Below are 15,230 nucleotides of genomic sequence, written 5' to 3' on the forward strand. Positions count from 1 at the left end.
CGTCTTAAGTGTCCTGCGGTTGTGTTTGGTTGTGAGTTCGCGGGCTGAAGCCCTGGTTATCTATGCCGCAATAAACGAGTAGAATGGGCGGGAAGAAATGAGCCACAACCAGGCGGTCGGCGCAACGCACGACGAACCTCAGATCGAAGGATTGCAGCCAGGCGCAAAGCTGCTGCGCGGACAGTATGAAATCCTCCGGTTCCTAAGCAACGGCGGGTTTGGGATCACCTATCTCGCGCGCGATAGTCTGGATCGCGATGTGGTCATCAAAGAATGCTATCCGGGGGCGCTCTGCCAGCGGAATGGTGATCTGGTCGAACCTGCCAACCCCGACCACAAAGAAGACCTGCGCGCCATTATCGACCTGTTCATTCAGGAAGCACGCAACCATGCGCGGCTGGTTCATCCCAACATCGTCGACGTGCATCAGGTGTTTGAGGACAACGACACCGCTTATATCGCGATGGACCTGATCCGCGGATGTGATCTTCTGGATTATGTCGAAAAACCCGAAAACAAGAGCGGACCGGACTTTATCGTTCAGGTCACCGAAAAAATGCTGTCTGCGGTGTCGTTCATTCACCAAAGTGGCATGCTACATCGCGATATTTCACCCGACAATATCCTGATCGATGAGAATGGCGAACCCATCCTGATCGACTTTGGCGCAGCACGCGAGCAGGCGGCACACAAGTCAGCGGCGCTATTGACGCTGCGCGTGATTAAGGACGGGTATTCGCCACACGAATTTTATGTGCGTGGCGCGGATCAGGGCCCCAGCAGTGACCTCTATGTACTGGCTGCAACGCTGTATCATGCGATCAGCGGCGAGCGACCGATTGATGGCCAGACACGTTTGAATGCGTTCAACAACGGCCAAGACGATCCTTATGAACCGCTGACAGGGCGATTCAAAGGGTATCCAGACGGGTTCCTTGAGGCGATCGACAAAGCAATGGAAGTGCACGCCACTGACCGTGTGCAAACCGCATTGGACTGGCTGCGTATGTTCCGTGGTCCCGGTGTGATGTTCGACAGTTTCGCGTATCGCCCGGTTTCGGTCATTGTTGGCATGGATCGCAAAGACGAAGAGGCCGAAAAAGAACGGATCAAAGCCGAAAGCGAGAATGCGGAGGCCGTCGTGACCGCGCTGCTGGCCGGGAACTCTGATCTGGCCCTCGGGAACGAGGAAAAAACGGAAGACACTCTTGCTAAATTTGCACCTCAGGACGAGGCCGTTGCTGCAGTCGACACCGTTGTAAAAAGCGGCTCGGGCGGCAGTGGCAAGATGATCGCGGGTATCGCGATTGTATTGGCGGCTCTGGCCGGAGGTGGATACTTCGTAATGACGGGCGATCAGCAATCGCCCGAGGCAACTCCGGTGACTGCAGAGGTTCCGACTACTCCGGTGCCCGCAGAAGCAGCTCCGGAACCCGTCGAGCAGACCGCCGAAGCCACAACAGAGCCGCAACAGGCCGAAGTCGCTTTGGCATCAGAACCAGAAGCGGCGCAGGAACAACCTGTCGAGCAGGCTAATGAGGTGCCGGAAGCCGCCATTGTGTCAGAGCAGCAACCCGTAGAAATCGCTTTGGTGGAACCTGAAGAAGTGGAACCTGAAGTGACGGAACCTGCGGTTGAAGACATCACACCCATCGCACCTGCGACGCCGGTAAATCTAGCCGAAAACCAGGTCGCATTTGGGCACTGGGATATTGAGATTCCATTCACGATGTCCAAGCGTCGCAGCTCGACCGGGAGTGTCATTGCCATCAATGGATTGAACGCCGGTCAAGATAGGTCGGTGATCGGGGATTGGGTCGAACGGGGCGCTACGATTTTTACTCTGAATGGTGAACCTATTCGTCCGGACACAACGCTTGCATCGTATGTTCTAGATAATTTCTCGGTCGACCCAGACGGGTATATCCGTGTAGCAGCGCGCTATCGCAGTCTGGGCGAAACGCGCGCGCAGAATGGATTGCTGGCCCTGCCCGCCTTCCGCAGTTTTGGCCTTCTGAACGGTTATTCGTTTGATGTGGCTCATGCGGGCGAGGCAGGTTGGCAAACCGTCGTCGCATCTGTTCCGGAAGAAGTTGCTGGCAGTTTGCAGCGGGGGGATGTGCTGCTGCGCGAAACACAGACTGGTGTCTCGATCAATGAGCCCGAGAGTCTGGACGGCATCCTTGCTCAACTTGTTTCCGACAACCAACCCGAGGCGCGCCTAAGCATTCTGCGCAACGGAGCTGAAAGTACTGCGGTCATGCAACTAACGCAGGAGTGATCGCCCAGTTGATGTGACTATCGCCAGGTCAGTGTGCTGGGGGTGCCGCCCATCGCGTCACCCCGTCGGGGACCAACCCGTCGCGACGTAAATGTTTCTCTGTTTCCTCTTCATCAGTGCCCTGCGCCTACGGCGAAGCGGTTTGTAGCAGTCCCGCGGGTAAAACCCCGCATCAGAAATCAAAGAAGGTGACGACACCATGTTCAAATACAAAAGCCCTCTGAGCCGGCTTCTAGAAGGTGCCGGAAAACCGAAAGAAGAAGATGCGGTGGAAACCGAAACCGAAACCGTTGCGGAAGCGGTCGAAACAGAAAGCGCTGCTCCGATTGCGGATTTCAACGCCCTGCGCGCGGCCCTTGCGGGTGGAAACGTTAGCTCGGACAGCTACGAGGAAGCAGACGAACTGATCCCCGAAGAACCGATGCCCGAGTTTTCGGAAGACCAGATCGAAGATCAGGCGACCGAAGAAGAAGTGGCCGAGATTCAAGAGGTCGAAGAAGATGAACAGATTGTCACGCTTCATCTGACTGCGGAAGACGAGGTTCAGGACGATGAACCCGAAGTCACCGTAGAAGAACCAGAGGCCATCGAACCTGAAGTCGTATCTGAAGTTGCGGGCGAGGTGGAAATCGTCGGAGAACCCACACCGGAACCGGAGCCTGTTGATGTAACCCCGGAACCCGCCATGGTCGCACCTGCACCTGCACCGGCTGAAGATCGGCGTTCTCGTGTGAAGACGACGTTTTTGGGTTTCGAGCGTGCAGACACGCATGTTCAGGAGCTGATGGAAACAGCTGAGCCCGTTGAAAAGACAGAAGCGGCCGAACAGACATTCCCGGTTGGCTGGCTGGTCGTGACCGCCGGACCGGGTCGGGGTGCCGCGATTACCTTGACCGAGGGATTGATGCAGATCGGTCGGAATGACGATCAGGCTATTCAGCTGGATTTCGGCGACACCGGGATCTCTCGCAGCAATCACGCCGTCATCGCATATGACCCAGAGGACCGGAAATGCTATCTGGGCCATGGCGGCAAGGCCAACTTGGTGCGCCTGAATGGCAAGCCTGTGCTCAGCACCATAGCCTTGTCCAGCGGCGATCTGATCCGGATCAGCGAAACCTCGATCCGCTTCACCGCTTTCTGTGATGACGGCTTTGACTGGCGGGATGCCGATTAATGCTGGCTACCCCTGCATATGATATTGCCCTGATCCTGGACCAGGGTCAGCGCGACTCGCAGGAAGACGCGATTGCTGCGCGGGTCTCTGACGCGGCAGACGCGGGTTATGTCGTGATTGCCGACGGTATGGGTGGTCATGAAGCGGGTGAAGTCGCTTCGCAGTTGGTCATTTCAACCTGGCGCGATGCGATGGATGCCCAGTTGGATGGGCCCGACCTTGCTGAGAGCGCACTGCTCGACGCTCTGCCGTTGGCCGCAATGCAGGCCAACGCCGCTATGGCGAGCCATAGTGAGGAAAACGAGGTCAATCTGGGCTCCACCCTTCTGGGCATGTTGATGCTGGATCAACGCGTATTCTGGATCTCGATCGGTGACAGTCCACTTTACCTGTTCCGCAATGATGCCCTGTCACAGGTCAACGAAGATCACTCGATGGCCCCGGTGATCGACGAACAGCTCGCACAAGGATTACTGAGCGCGGAAGAGGCGCAGGGCCATCCGGATCGTAACCAACTGACTTCGGTGATCATGGGGGCTGCGATTCCAAAAGTGGATTGTCCGGAACAACCATTGGCGCTGATTGCGGCAGATGTACTGATCCTTGGCAGTGATGGCCTGCAATATCTCGGCAATTCCGAGATCGAAACGCTGGTGCGCACGCATATTCATTCCCCGGCTCGCGATATTGCTGATGCGCTGCTTCAAGCACTGCATGCAAAGGCAGACCCGGATCAGGACAACATTTCAATCGCCGTGGTCAAACCGGCACAGACTTAGACAGGCAGTGAAACAGGACAAAATGCGAAACCATCTTATCATATCCACCCTCGCTCTTGCTGCTGCAACAGGTGCAGCATCGGCGCAAGAGGCGTGTTCAACTTATGAAATCCAGCCCGGTGACAGCTTGCGGGAACTGGCAATTGCCGTCTACGCGACGGAAGATTACCGGGTCATCTATGATGCGAACCGGGATACGATCGGGTCGAACCCCAATATCATTCGCGTCGGTGATCTCCTGACTTTCCCTTGTCTTGAAGATATCGGGCGCGCGGCGCAACTGCCGGATACCGAAGCTGGCCGCATGGCTGCCGAAATGGCCTCGGAACTGGTCAAAGCTGCCGAGGAACGGGCTGAAAAAGCCATTGCCGAGGCCGAAGCCCGCGTGGCCGCTGCAGAGGCCGAAGCTAAAAAGACCAGCGAAGAAGCCGTAATCGCGGCCAAGGCTGCGGCCAAGAAAGAGATCGAAGCAGCGCGTGCGGAAGGTGCCGCATTGATCCGCAACGCGGATGGTGGCGAAAGCCCTCAAATTCGTGACCGTCAGATTTTGTTGATCACGGGTGGTAACTACGCCCCGTTTACGGATGAAGCGCTGCCAAATCGTGGGCTTTACACCAACCTGGTTGAAACCGCGATGCTGCGGGCCGCGCCCGAGCAGTCCTACAAGATTCAGTTCGTTAATGACTGGTCGTCGCATCTGGACCTATTGATGCCGACTCTCGCCTTTGACGCCACATTCCCTTGGTCGCGGCCGAACTGTGAACAAGCCGCTACGTTGTCGGAAAATGATCGTTCACGGTGCGAAACCTATAATTTCTCAAACCCATTCTACGAGGTCGTTGATACGTTCTTCGCAAAAAGCGGTTCGGGTTACGAAGAGACTCTGACTTATGCAGATTTCGCGGGCACAACGATTTGTAGGCCGGAAGGTTGGTCACTGTCGCATATGGATGCAGTTGGTCTTTACGAGCCTGCAATCACTTTGATGCGCCCCGTTTCACCCGATGATTGTTTTCGCGCAGTTATGGATGGCACAGCCGATATTGTCGCGATCGAAGCGCATCTGGCGGTCGAAGCAATCGGGCGTCTGGGCTACGAACATCAGATCATCGAAAACCCCAACCTAGCGGCAATCAAGTCGCTTAACGTCATGACCCACAAAGATAATCCGGATGGGGAAGCGATCCTTGAGACGCTCAACCAGGGTCTGGCGATCATGCAGCAATCAGGCGAGTGGCGCGACATCGTATCTACCGCACTGCGCTATCAAATGGAAAATGGCTAAGGCCTTGATTGGCCCAACGAAACAAAGTCTGGAGGAAGTGGACATGTTTAACAAGAAATTGAAGAAAGCAGTACTGTCGGCATCAGCCTTCACCGCCCTGAGCGCAGGTGCAGCCGCCGCTCAAGAAGCCTGCTCCAACTATACGGTTCAGGATGGTGATACATTGGCGACCATCGCCATTGCCGCCTACGGCACCTCAAACTATCAGCCGATCTTTAACGCTAACCGCAACGCAATCACCAATCCCGGTTCGCTAGCCCCCGGTCTGGTACTGGCGCTGCCCTGTGAGGATGGCAGCCTGCCCAACGGTCAGAGCGCGCAAGAACTGATCGCGGCAGAAGAACAACGTGCTGCAAGCGTCAAGCGCTCGAATGTCTACGCGCCTCCGATCAAGATGGTCGCTGGCAACGGTTGGGAACCGTTCACTACTGAAGATCTGAGCGGCGGTGGCATCATGACCCGTCTGGCGACGACAAGCCTTCAGCGTGCTGGTAACAGCCGCGATTTCTCGGTCAGCTTTGTAGATGACTGGAGTTCGCATCTGGACACACTGTTGCCACTGGGTGCGTTTGATATTTCGATCGCGTGGACTGTACCGGATTGTACCAACCGCTCATATGAGTGGTCTGCAGAGACCGAAGCCCGGTGTACCCAATTTGTCGCTTCTGTTCCGGTATATGACATTGTCGGAGGTTTCTTCACTTTGCCTGAAAGCGAATACGCAAAGGCGACAGATTTCTCCGACCTTGAGGGCTCGACCGTTTGCCGCATGGCAGGCTGGAGCATGGTGGTGCTGGAAGAACAAGGGCTGAACCGCGAGAACACAACCGTGGTCCAACCCAATTCGGCTCGCGAATGTCTCGATGCCGTATTGACCGGTACGGCAGACGTGGCTGCATTCGAAGTCGATCTGTTTGCCTCGACAATGAAAGACATGGGTTTGACCTCGGCGGATATTGTTGAGAACCCGTATGTCTCGACACTGTCTTCGATGAGCTTCCTTGCACACCGCACCAATCCATTCGCGCGCGAGTACATCGCGATGATGAACAAGGGTTTGATCGAGATGCGCGAATCCGGCGAATGGTACGCGATTATTTCCGACACGCTGCGCGAACAAAATGAAAAGCTGAACGCAGCATCAAACTAATCCCTCGGTCGTTATGACCTTTCTTAGGGGCCGGTCTTCGGACTGGCCCTTTTTTTGTCGGTGGGTCAGAATCTTCAATGATAACGGCAAAGCCAACTGACTAGGCCTCAGACGTGGCGCAGTCAGCATTTGGTCTTATTTGCACATACATAATGATTATTTTTATCCTTAATCGCTCATAAAAGGCGGCCGTCTACGGGAATCCCCGAATATTCAGCGTGAACGATAAGCGTAGGATGAATTCAACTGCACCGGTGAGGCGTAAGCCCCGCCACTCACTCAGAAAGAGGCTGGCTATGGGGGCTGGCCTTTTTCTTTTTCAGGGCACGAAAAAACCGGCCCTCTTCGGACCGGTTTCTCTTTAGGCGTTTATGCAACCCTGGCTTATCCGATGATCGCATTCAGGGTTGCACTTGGCCGCATCACCGCAGCCGCTTTGGCCGGATCAGTGTGGTAGTATCCACCCAGATCGGCGGGTGCGCCCTGCGCTGCCGCCAACTCGGACAAAATCTGTTCTTCTTTGTCCGCCAACTCTTTCGCGAGCGGTGCAAACTCGGCGGCAAGTCCAGCATCATCGGATTGCCCCGCCAAAGCTTCGGCCCAGTAACGAGCGAACCAGTAGTGGCTATCGCGGTTATCCGGCTGGCCGACTTTGCGGCTGGGTGACTTGTTGTTATCCAAAATTCCCTGCGTGGCAGCCTCGGCAGCGGCGCCCAGGACGCCCGCTTTGGCGTTGCCCTTGCTGTCAGCGAGGAAGTTCAGGGATTCTCCGAGCGCACAGAATTCACCCATGGAGTCCCAGCGCAAGTGGTTTTCTTCAACCAGTTGCTGAACATGTTTCGGCGCCGAACCACCTGCACCGGTTTCGAACAGACCGCCACCATTCATCAGTTTAACGATTGATAGCATCTTGGCCGACGTCCCCAGTTCGAGGATCGGGAACAAGTCGGTCAGATAATCCCGCAATACGTTACCGGTGATGGCGATGCTGTCCTTGCCCGCCGTGATAGTTTCCAGCGACTGGCGGGTTGCTTCACGCGGGGCCATAGTCAAGAACTTGTCGGCCACGCCTGCAGCTTCAAGCGCTGGTTTGACATACTTGATCAGCTCGGCGTCATGTGCGCGGTTGGCATCCAGCCAAAAGATCGCCTCGGACCCGGTCAGGCGCTGACGGTCCATCGCCAGCTGGATCCAGTTCTCGATCGGGGCCTTCTTGACGGTGCAGGCGCGCCAGATGTCGCCCTTTTCGACGTCATGGGAATGCAGCGTTTCGCCATTGGCCAGAACGATACGGATTGTACCATCTGCGGGCGCTTCAAACGTCGTCGGGTGCGAGCCGTACTCCTCGGCCTTCTGCGCCATCAATCCAACGTTGGCGACGGCTCCTGCGGTAGCTGGGTTCAGTGCACCATTGGCTTTGAAGAAGTTGATGGCCTCATCATACACCGGTGCATAGCAACGGTCAGGGATCACACAGTTGGTATCGCCCTTGGCGCCGGTTTCGTCCCAACCCTTGCCGCCAGCACGGATCACTGCGGGCATCGAGGCGTCGATGATAACATCAGACGGGACATGCAGGTTGGTGATGCCACGGTCCGAGTCCACCATATACATCGACGGACGATCCCCTTTGATCGCATTGATTGCGGCGACGATGTCTGCGTTGCCCTGAACCCGCTCAAGCAGGTCCCCCAGACCCGAGTTCGGGTTTACACCCAGTGCGTCCAGCTCTGCACCGAATTTTTCGAACACGGGGGCAAGCCACGCCTTGACTGCATAGCCGAAGATAATCGGGTCACTGACCTTCATCATCGTCGCCTTCATGTGCAGCGAGAACATGGTGCCGTCTTTCTTGGTGTCCTCAATGGCTTCGGTCAGGAACGACGACAGCGCCTTGACCGACATGAATGTTGCGTCGGCCACAGTTCCTTCGGCCAGTGGCCAAGCGTCTTTCAGAACCGTAACGCTGCCATCTTTGCCCACAAACTCAATCTTGGCATCGCCGGCTTGCGCCGCAGTGATCGTTGCCGATTTCTCATTGGCGTAAAAATCATTGCCCGGCATCGAAGACACTTTGGTCTTGCTGTCCGCGCTCCACTCTCCCATCGAATGAGGGTTCTTCTGGGCATAGTTCTTCACAGCGCGCGCTGCGCGGCGATCGCTGTTGCCTTCGCGCAGGACCGGGTTCACGGCCGAACCCTTGATGGCGTCATAACGCGCACGGATCGCTTTTTCGTCGTCCGTCGAAGGCTCTTCGGGGTAGTTCGGAATGTCATAACCCTGTGATTGCAGCTCTTCGATGGCAGCCACCAGCTGGGGCACCGACGCCGAGATGTTGGGCAGTTTAATGACATTTGCGTCCGGTGTTTTCACCAGCTCACCTAAAGCAGCCAGATCATCAGTAATACGCTGTTCGTCTGTCAGCTTTTCGGGGAAGGTCGCGATAATACGCCCGGCCAGCGAAATGTCTTTGGTTCCGACGCTGACACCGGCTGCTGACGCAAATTTGCGGATAATGGGCAGGAACGAGGCGCTCGCCAGCTCGGGCGCTTCGTCTACAATGGTATACAATACGTCGAAGTTCGATTTTTCTGCCATATTCCCTTACCTTTTTTAAGCCTTTCAGGGGCGTGCGATCCAAGAGCATGTGCCGCCGTGACATAGGCACCAATCCCAAAGGGGACATGACGGCCCCACGGGTGACTCTGATTTGACAGGGCCTCCCTTAAATGAGGATTGGCTTGGGATCAATCGTATTGAGCGGCGCAAATTGACACGGGTCGAATTAGTTTGGGCTATTGAGTGATATCACACACCCGGAAACACCAACTCAAATCGCGCACCGGTCTTGGAAGGCACCAGCAAAATCCGCCCGCCATGTGCCCCCAACAGGTTTGTAACGATGGTCAGGCCCATCCCGGTCCCTCCCTTCTCGCGCGCGGTTGTAAAGAATGGGTTGAAGATGCGGTCCCGATTACCGTCGGATATGCCGGAACCATCGTCTTGGACAACCAATCGACCGAGTTCTGCGTGCAGGACCACCTGCCTTGCCCCGTGACGGCGTGCATTGTCCAAAAGATGTTGCAGGGCAATTTTCAGGCCAGAGGCTGCAAGGTTCAATGCCTGATCGCCGCCTTCTATGCTGATGTCCAATTCGGGAAACGAAGCGCGTAACTGATCGGCAAGATCGTTCAGGCTTGCCTCCCCATGATGTTCCGGCACTCGTGCCTGTGCAACCGTGTTAAGAGCGCTGAGCTGCGTTTGCATCTGATCGCTTGCGCCCAATATCTGTTGCAGCAATGCGTGATCCTGGTCCGAGAGCGTTTCGGCCTCGGCTAACAACTCTCCTGCCGCACGGATCGCGGTGACAGGGGTTTTCAACTCATGCGTGACATGATCTGCAAAGACGCGGATCGAAGCTTCGCGCCGTTGCAGCGTATCCGCCATGCTCAGAACCGAACCGGCGAGGCGCGACAGTTCTTGTGTACCGTAGTGATCGGGCGGCTCGGCGCGTTGCCCTTGTTCAATGGCCACTGAATAGGTCGCCAGCGACGTTATGGGGCGGAGCAGAAGCCGAACCATTAGGTATCCGACCACTCCGGTCGCACAACCGATCACGATCGCCAGCAGGCCCGCAGCGTTTCGAAACCCGATCTCAGGTCCAAGATAGCGCAGCGCTATCAGACCCAGCAGAGACAGTGCGAGCGTACCCGCGAGACCTCCGCCAAGAACAAAACCCAGCGAAGGGCGCCACTTGTGTCTCAGCCCGGCCATGCACCCATCCGCAATCCGATCCCATGCACGGTTTCGATGGCACCGGCCCAGCCCTGATCCCCCAACTTGCGTCGTAAGTTCCGCAAATGACTATCCAGTGTCCTATCCGAGACCGGACTGCCTGCGCCATAAATCGCATCAACCAATTGTGGTCGCGAGACGATGGCGGCGGGCGTTTGCATCAGGCGACGCAAAATCGACAGCTCGGTTGCGGTTAAGGCAAGCGCATTGCCGTCGACCCGAACCGAATGCGCCGACACATCCATTTCAACCGGGCCATGCCGCAGGAGAAGCTCTGCAGCACCCGGTTTGCTGCGTTTCAGGATGGCTTTGATCCGCGCAACCAACTCTCGGGGGCTGAAAGGTTTGGTCACGTAATCATCCGCTCCCAACTCGAGGCCCAAAATGCGATCAATCTCGTCATCACGCGCGGTCAGGAACAAGATTGGTACGTCCGAGCGTGCCCGCAAGCGGCGGCAAACCTCAAGCCCATCGATCTCAGGCAGGCCGACATCCAGCACGACAAGATCAGGCGCTTCCCGCATCGCGTGGGTTAGCGCCATTTGGCCATCGCGGGCGGTAACCGTCTGGTAGCCCGCGCGCTCAAGCGTGATCGAGACCAGCTCTCGCAGGCGTGGATCATCATCCACGACGAGGATTTTCATCTACCTTCTCCGGCATGGGTTCGACGGCCAGATTACGGATCACCCGATCTGCGCGAAAGCCCCAATTCCTCCAATTGTCGACGACCGGAGGGGTTGCGCAAGCGCGTACCCGTTTGTCCTTCAGCAACTCTGCCGCCGCCATCTCATTGAGCTGACATGCGTAGTAGGTATCAAACCGTATCGGATTTTCCAGATTCCAACGGGCGATTAAGGATGAAAAATTCACGAAGCAGCATGCATAGAGCACGCCAATCCCCAGGATCGCAGATCGCAGCAATAACCAACGGTTCGATTTACCCTGCAAAATTTGCCAACCGGTCAGACACAAGCCCACAGCAACCAGCGCCATCCATATTGCCGCATGAACACGCAAATAGGTCAGCCCGTAGAAATCAACGTAAAGCGACAGGCGCATCAGCGATGAGATCACCAGCAGTACATTCTGCGCCAGCCAGAGCATCATCCATCTTGTCAGCCCCTGCCGCTCGTTCAGATAGGGTCGCGCGGCCAAGGCAAATGCGCCCGCCAGCAAAGCTGTGACCAAGAGTGGGTATGCCCCGCGATGAGCATATTCAGCATAGGTCATCCCCTCGGGCAACTTGGCGCTGCCCCAGAGATAAACCATGTCCATCCCCGTTTGCACCGCCAGCAGCAAGTTGAACACCATTAGCGCATTTGCAACGGATTGGGCATTCAGGCCAAAAGCAGGCAATGGGCGCTTGCGTCCGGGGCCAAATCGGGGGGCAAGCAAGTCAGGCCGCAAGGTGACCGCAAGAAAGGGCCAGATCGTGATTGCCGCCCCGATCCAGAATAGCAGTCGGTCGAACCGCAAATCAATTCGCCAAACCCGATCGATCCAATCAGACAAGACCGGATTGGCCGCAACCATCAGCGAAGCAAGGATCAGTGCGCCTCCGATCGGGAAACTCCAGTTGCGCAGTGCACGAAGGGCAACCCCGTCAACGCGGGAAACCGAATGACCTTTCTGAACCGCCTCTATCCCGTGTCTGAGCGCCAATATTGGAAACAGAGACAGAAACCGGCGAACCGAAGCGACCTCATGATTGCCCAGCACGGCCCAACACAGCGCAATGGTCGATCCACCCAGCAAGAAAGCTACGGACAGGGCTTGAACATATTCCACCACCGGAAGAATGCTAAGCAGCAAAAGAAGGGCTGGCCCGACAAGTCCACCACGGCGGCGCAGTAAGGCAAACACGACAGCGGAAAACGCCAACATAAAGAGCGCGATCGAAAGGCCAGGAGAATGGTCGAAAAACAGAAAATCGGCGAGCGCAACCAGAAACACCAAACCCAAGAAAGCATGGCGATTGCCGGGTTCCGCTAAGCCATCGGCTCGGTTTGTGCCTCGATCAGGGGTGTCCAGCCACCAACTATCTTGTAAAACTGATGCCGGTACGCCGCGCACGATGAACTGTCCCATTTAACTGCTCCTTGTTTGTGTTGGTTCTGTCTGGCCTAGGCAGGTGCAGATCACCGCGTAAGGGTCGTGCATTTTTTGTGCAGAGGTGCTTTTAGCGGTGCAGCCTCTTCCCCTTGCGCGTGCCGGTGGCTAAGACGATCTTCCAACCGCAAGTCAGGAGGCCCCTTTGGACCGTATCACCCGCACCATCGCCACCGAGATTAACGCCCGCGCGGAACAGGTTGGGGCCGCGGTCAGGTTGTTGGATGAAGGTGCGACCGTGCCCTTTGTCGCCCGTTATCGGAAGGAAGTGACCGGCGGGCTGGATGATACCCAATTGCGCACCCTTTCCGACCGACTGAATTATCTGCGTGAGCTTGAGGCCCGGCGCGAGGCGATTCTGTCCTCGATCAAGGATCAGGGGAAACTGACGGACGATCTGGTGAAATCGATCGCCCAAGCCGAAACCAAGGCGCAGTTGGAAGACATTTATCTGCCGTACAAGCCCAAACGCCGGACCAAGGCGATGATTGCCCGCGAGAATGGTCTGGAGCCGCTGGCCGATGCGATTCTGTCGGACCGGTTGGCCGAACCAGAGGGGCTGGCTGAGGGATATCTGATTGAGGCTGTCCCCACGACCAAAGACGCGCTGAATGGTGCACGGGACATCATCACAGAGCGGCTTACCGAAAACGCTGCTTTGTTGGGAGAGCTACGTAACTTCATGCAGCGTGAGGCGTTGCTGAGCGCGAATGTTGTCGAGGGCAAAGAACAAGCAGGGGCCAAGTTCAGCGATTACTTTGATCATTTCGAGCTTTGGTCGAAAACCCCATCGCATCGAGCGCTGGCAATGCTGCGCGCCTCAAAGGAAGGGATCGTAACGCTCGACATTGCTCCCGAACCCGAAGCGGGCGCCGCGCGGGCCGAGGCCATGGTTGCGGCTCATCTTAACACGCGGGGCGATGCGCCGGGTGACAAATGGCTGCGCAAGGTTGCGGGCTGGACATGGCGGGTCAAGCTGTCGCTATCGATGATGGTCGAGCTGATGGCCGACCTGCGCAGCCGCGCACAAGACGAGGCAATTCAAGTGTTTTCGCGCAACCTAAAGGATCTGCTATTCGCTGCTCCGGCGGGGGCACGTCCGACGCTTGGGTTGGATCCCGGCATTCGCACCGGGGTTAAAGCCGCCGTGGTGGATGCAACCGGCAAGGTGGTTGCAACGGATACGCTATATCCGTTTCAGCCCAAGAATGATCTGCGTGGTGCACAAGCGGCAATCCTGAACCTTATCGCTACACATAAAATCGAGCTTATTGCCATCGGCAACGGCACAGCCAGCCGCGAGACTGAGCGTTTGGTGGCCGATACGTTGTCGCTTCTGCCCAAGACCGTCAAAGCGCCCACCAAGGTCGTCGTTTCCGAGGCTGGAGCCTCGGTCTACTCGGCATCCGAGCTTGCCGCGCGCGAATTTCCCGACCTCGACGTCTCGCTACGTGGAGCGGTCTCGATTGCCCGCCGGCTGCAGGATCCCTTGGCTGAACTGGTCAAGATAGAACCCAAGAGCATCGGCGTCGGCCAGTATCAGCACGATGTGGATCAGCACCGCTTGTCACAGTCACTGGAGTCGGTGATCGAAGATGTGGTGAACGCTGTGGGCGTGGATCTGAATACCGCTTCAGCCCCCTTGCTTTCTCACGTCTCGGGTCTGGGACCGGGATTGGCCGAAGCGATCGTCACACACCGAGATATTCATGGTGCCTTTGTGTCTCGCAAGGATTTGCTGAAGGTGGCCCGCCTTGGTCCGCGCGCCTTCGAGCAATGTGCAGGTTTCCTGCGAGTTCGTGACGGTTCAGAGCCTCTGGATGCCTCCTCGGTTCACCCCGAGGCTTACGATGTCGCCCGTCAGGTAGTGGCAGCATGTGGGCGCGACATTCGCCAAATCATGGGGCATGAAGGCGCGCTGAAAGACCTGCGCGCCGAGCAGTTTGTGAGTGAAACCTTCGGCTTGCCTACGGTTCGGGATATTTTCACCGAATTGGAGAAGCCCGGCCGAGACCCGCGACCCAGTTTCAAAACGGCGTCGTTTACGGACGGGGTTGAGGAAATCACGGACCTGAAGCCCGGCATGGTGCTGGAGGGTACCGTCACCAACGTCGCCGCCTTCGGCGCGTTTGTCGACATTGGCGTGCATCAGGACGGGTTGGTTCATGTCAGCCAACTGGCCGATCGGTTCGTGAAGGACCCGCATGAGGTGGTCAAAACCGGGCAAGTTGTCAAAGTGACGGTGGTCGAAGTCGACGTTCCACGTAAGCGCATTGGGCTGTCCATGCGCAAGGACGGTGGCGCTTCGGCACGCGAGGGCAATGCACTCCGTGGCAAGGGCAAACCGGCACGAACGCCCAAGCCAGGGGAACAGCGGCGCAGCCATGGGGGTCAGAGCACCCAGAACGGGGCCTTTGGTGACGCTCTTAGAGACGCCTTCAATAAACGTTAGGCGGCAACCCTGTCATAGAGCTAAATACGAGGCGTGTTTCTGCATGACCTACATTCACCTAAGCCCCGGCAGACAGAAAGAAAAGCAGGGCGCTAACATTCGGGTGTTGCAACTCGGACCATGATCTGGATGATGCTGGCCCATGATGGCCGAAAAATTCGGCCAACCGTATGAAAATGCGGCCACAACAAAAAATGGGGAG

10 protein-coding genes are annotated in these 15,230 nt (G+C 56.8%); 6 read left to right on the plus strand and 4 right to left on the minus strand.

Annotated features, from left to right (window positions below):
- Positions 1–97: 97 nt before the first annotated feature.
- From ACRZ9U_RS18820 to ACRZ9U_RS18840, 5 genes are all read left to right on the plus strand, one after another.
- Positions 98–2,281: a serine/threonine protein kinase gene (locus ACRZ9U_RS18820; RefSeq protein ID WP_170407308.1), complete on the plus strand. Its 2,184-nt coding sequence runs from the start codon at positions 98–100 to the stop codon at positions 2,279–2,281.
- 199 nt (positions 2,282–2,480) lie between these two features.
- Positions 2,481–3,458, plus strand: a complete 978-nt coding sequence (locus tag ACRZ9U_RS18825) for an FHA domain-containing protein (protein WP_170407311.1) — start codon at positions 2,481–2,483, stop codon at positions 3,456–3,458.
- On the plus strand, positions 3,458–4,237 hold the full coding sequence (locus ACRZ9U_RS18830; RefSeq protein ID WP_170407314.1) for a protein phosphatase 2C domain-containing protein: 780 nt from the start codon (positions 3,458–3,460) through the stop codon (positions 4,235–4,237). Before ACRZ9U_RS18825 ends, ACRZ9U_RS18830 begins: the two co-directional genes overlap by 1 nt.
- Positions 4,238–4,259: 22 nt before the next feature.
- Positions 4,260–5,522: a transporter substrate-binding domain-containing protein gene (locus ACRZ9U_RS18835; RefSeq protein ID WP_170407317.1), complete on the plus strand. Its 1,263-nt coding sequence runs from the start codon at positions 4,260–4,262 to the stop codon at positions 5,520–5,522.
- Between the two features lie 43 nt (positions 5,523–5,565).
- On the plus strand, positions 5,566–6,672 hold the full coding sequence (locus ACRZ9U_RS18840) for a transporter substrate-binding domain-containing protein (protein WP_170407320.1): 1,107 nt from the start codon (positions 5,566–5,568) through the stop codon (positions 6,670–6,672).
- A gap of 384 nt (positions 6,673–7,056) precedes the next feature.
- On the opposite strand, the gene ACRZ9U_RS18845 is transcribed toward ACRZ9U_RS18840, so the two are convergent.
- The 4 genes from ACRZ9U_RS18845 to ACRZ9U_RS18860 form a co-directional block, all read right to left on the minus strand.
- Positions 7,057–9,270: an NADP-dependent isocitrate dehydrogenase gene (locus ACRZ9U_RS18845; protein WP_170407323.1), complete on the minus strand. Its 2,214-nt coding sequence runs from the start codon at positions 9,268–9,270 to the stop codon at positions 7,057–7,059.
- Positions 9,271–9,480: 210 nt separating this feature from the next.
- Positions 9,481–10,446 carry a sensor histidine kinase gene (locus ACRZ9U_RS18850; RefSeq protein ID WP_170407326.1) on the minus strand — a complete coding sequence of 322 codons (966 nt, stop codon included), beginning with the start codon at positions 10,444–10,446 and terminating at the stop codon, positions 9,481–9,483.
- Positions 10,434–11,111, minus strand: a complete 678-nt coding sequence (locus ACRZ9U_RS18855) for a response regulator transcription factor (protein ID WP_170407329.1) — start codon at positions 11,109–11,111, stop codon at positions 10,434–10,436. The genes ACRZ9U_RS18850 and ACRZ9U_RS18855 overlap by 13 nt, the downstream gene beginning before the upstream one ends.
- Positions 11,089–12,555 (minus strand): DUF4153 domain-containing protein, encoded by a 1,467-nt coding sequence (locus ACRZ9U_RS18860; protein WP_170407332.1) that lies wholly within the window; start codon positions 12,553–12,555, stop codon positions 11,089–11,091. Before ACRZ9U_RS18860 ends, ACRZ9U_RS18855 begins: the two co-directional genes overlap by 23 nt.
- Before the next feature lie 166 nt (positions 12,556–12,721).
- Between ACRZ9U_RS18860 and ACRZ9U_RS18865 the strand changes: the two genes are divergently transcribed.
- Positions 12,722–15,028 (plus strand): Tex family protein, encoded by a 2,307-nt coding sequence (locus ACRZ9U_RS18865; protein ID WP_170407335.1) that lies wholly within the window; start codon positions 12,722–12,724, stop codon positions 15,026–15,028.
- Positions 15,029–15,230: the final 202 nt, after the last annotated feature.

The sequence above is a fragment of the Ruegeria sp. D7 genome, assembly GCF_056534355.1.

What these genes read in the sequence shown, in the direction of transcription:
- ACRZ9U_RS18820 (WP_170407308.1), top strand. Translation starts at nt 98, where the DNA reads ATGAGCCACAACCAGGCGGTCGGCGCAACGCACGACGAACCTCAGATC.
- ACRZ9U_RS18825 (WP_170407311.1), top strand. Translation starts at nt 2,481, where the DNA reads ATGTTCAAATACAAAAGCCCTCTGAGCCGGCTTCTAGAAGGTGCCGGA.
- ACRZ9U_RS18830 (WP_170407314.1), top strand. Translation starts at nt 3,458, where the DNA reads ATGCTGGCTACCCCTGCATATGATATTGCCCTGATCCTGGACCAGGGT.
- ACRZ9U_RS18835 (WP_170407317.1), top strand. Translation starts at nt 4,260, where the DNA reads ATGCGAAACCATCTTATCATATCCACCCTCGCTCTTGCTGCTGCAACA.
- ACRZ9U_RS18840 (WP_170407320.1), top strand. Translation starts at nt 5,566, where the DNA reads ATGTTTAACAAGAAATTGAAGAAAGCAGTACTGTCGGCATCAGCCTTC.
- ACRZ9U_RS18845 (WP_170407323.1), bottom strand. Translation starts at nt 9,270, where the DNA reads ATGGCAGAAAAATCGAACTTCGACGTATTGTATACCATTGTAGACGAA.
- ACRZ9U_RS18850 (WP_170407326.1), bottom strand. Translation starts at nt 10,446, where the DNA reads ATGGCCGGGCTGAGACACAAGTGGCGCCCTTCGCTGGGTTTTGTTCTT.
- ACRZ9U_RS18855 (WP_170407329.1), bottom strand. Translation starts at nt 11,111, where the DNA reads ATGAAAATCCTCGTCGTGGATGATGATCCACGCCTGCGAGAGCTGGTC.
- ACRZ9U_RS18860 (WP_170407332.1), bottom strand. Translation starts at nt 12,555, where the DNA reads ATGGGACAGTTCATCGTGCGCGGCGTACCGGCATCAGTTTTACAAGAT.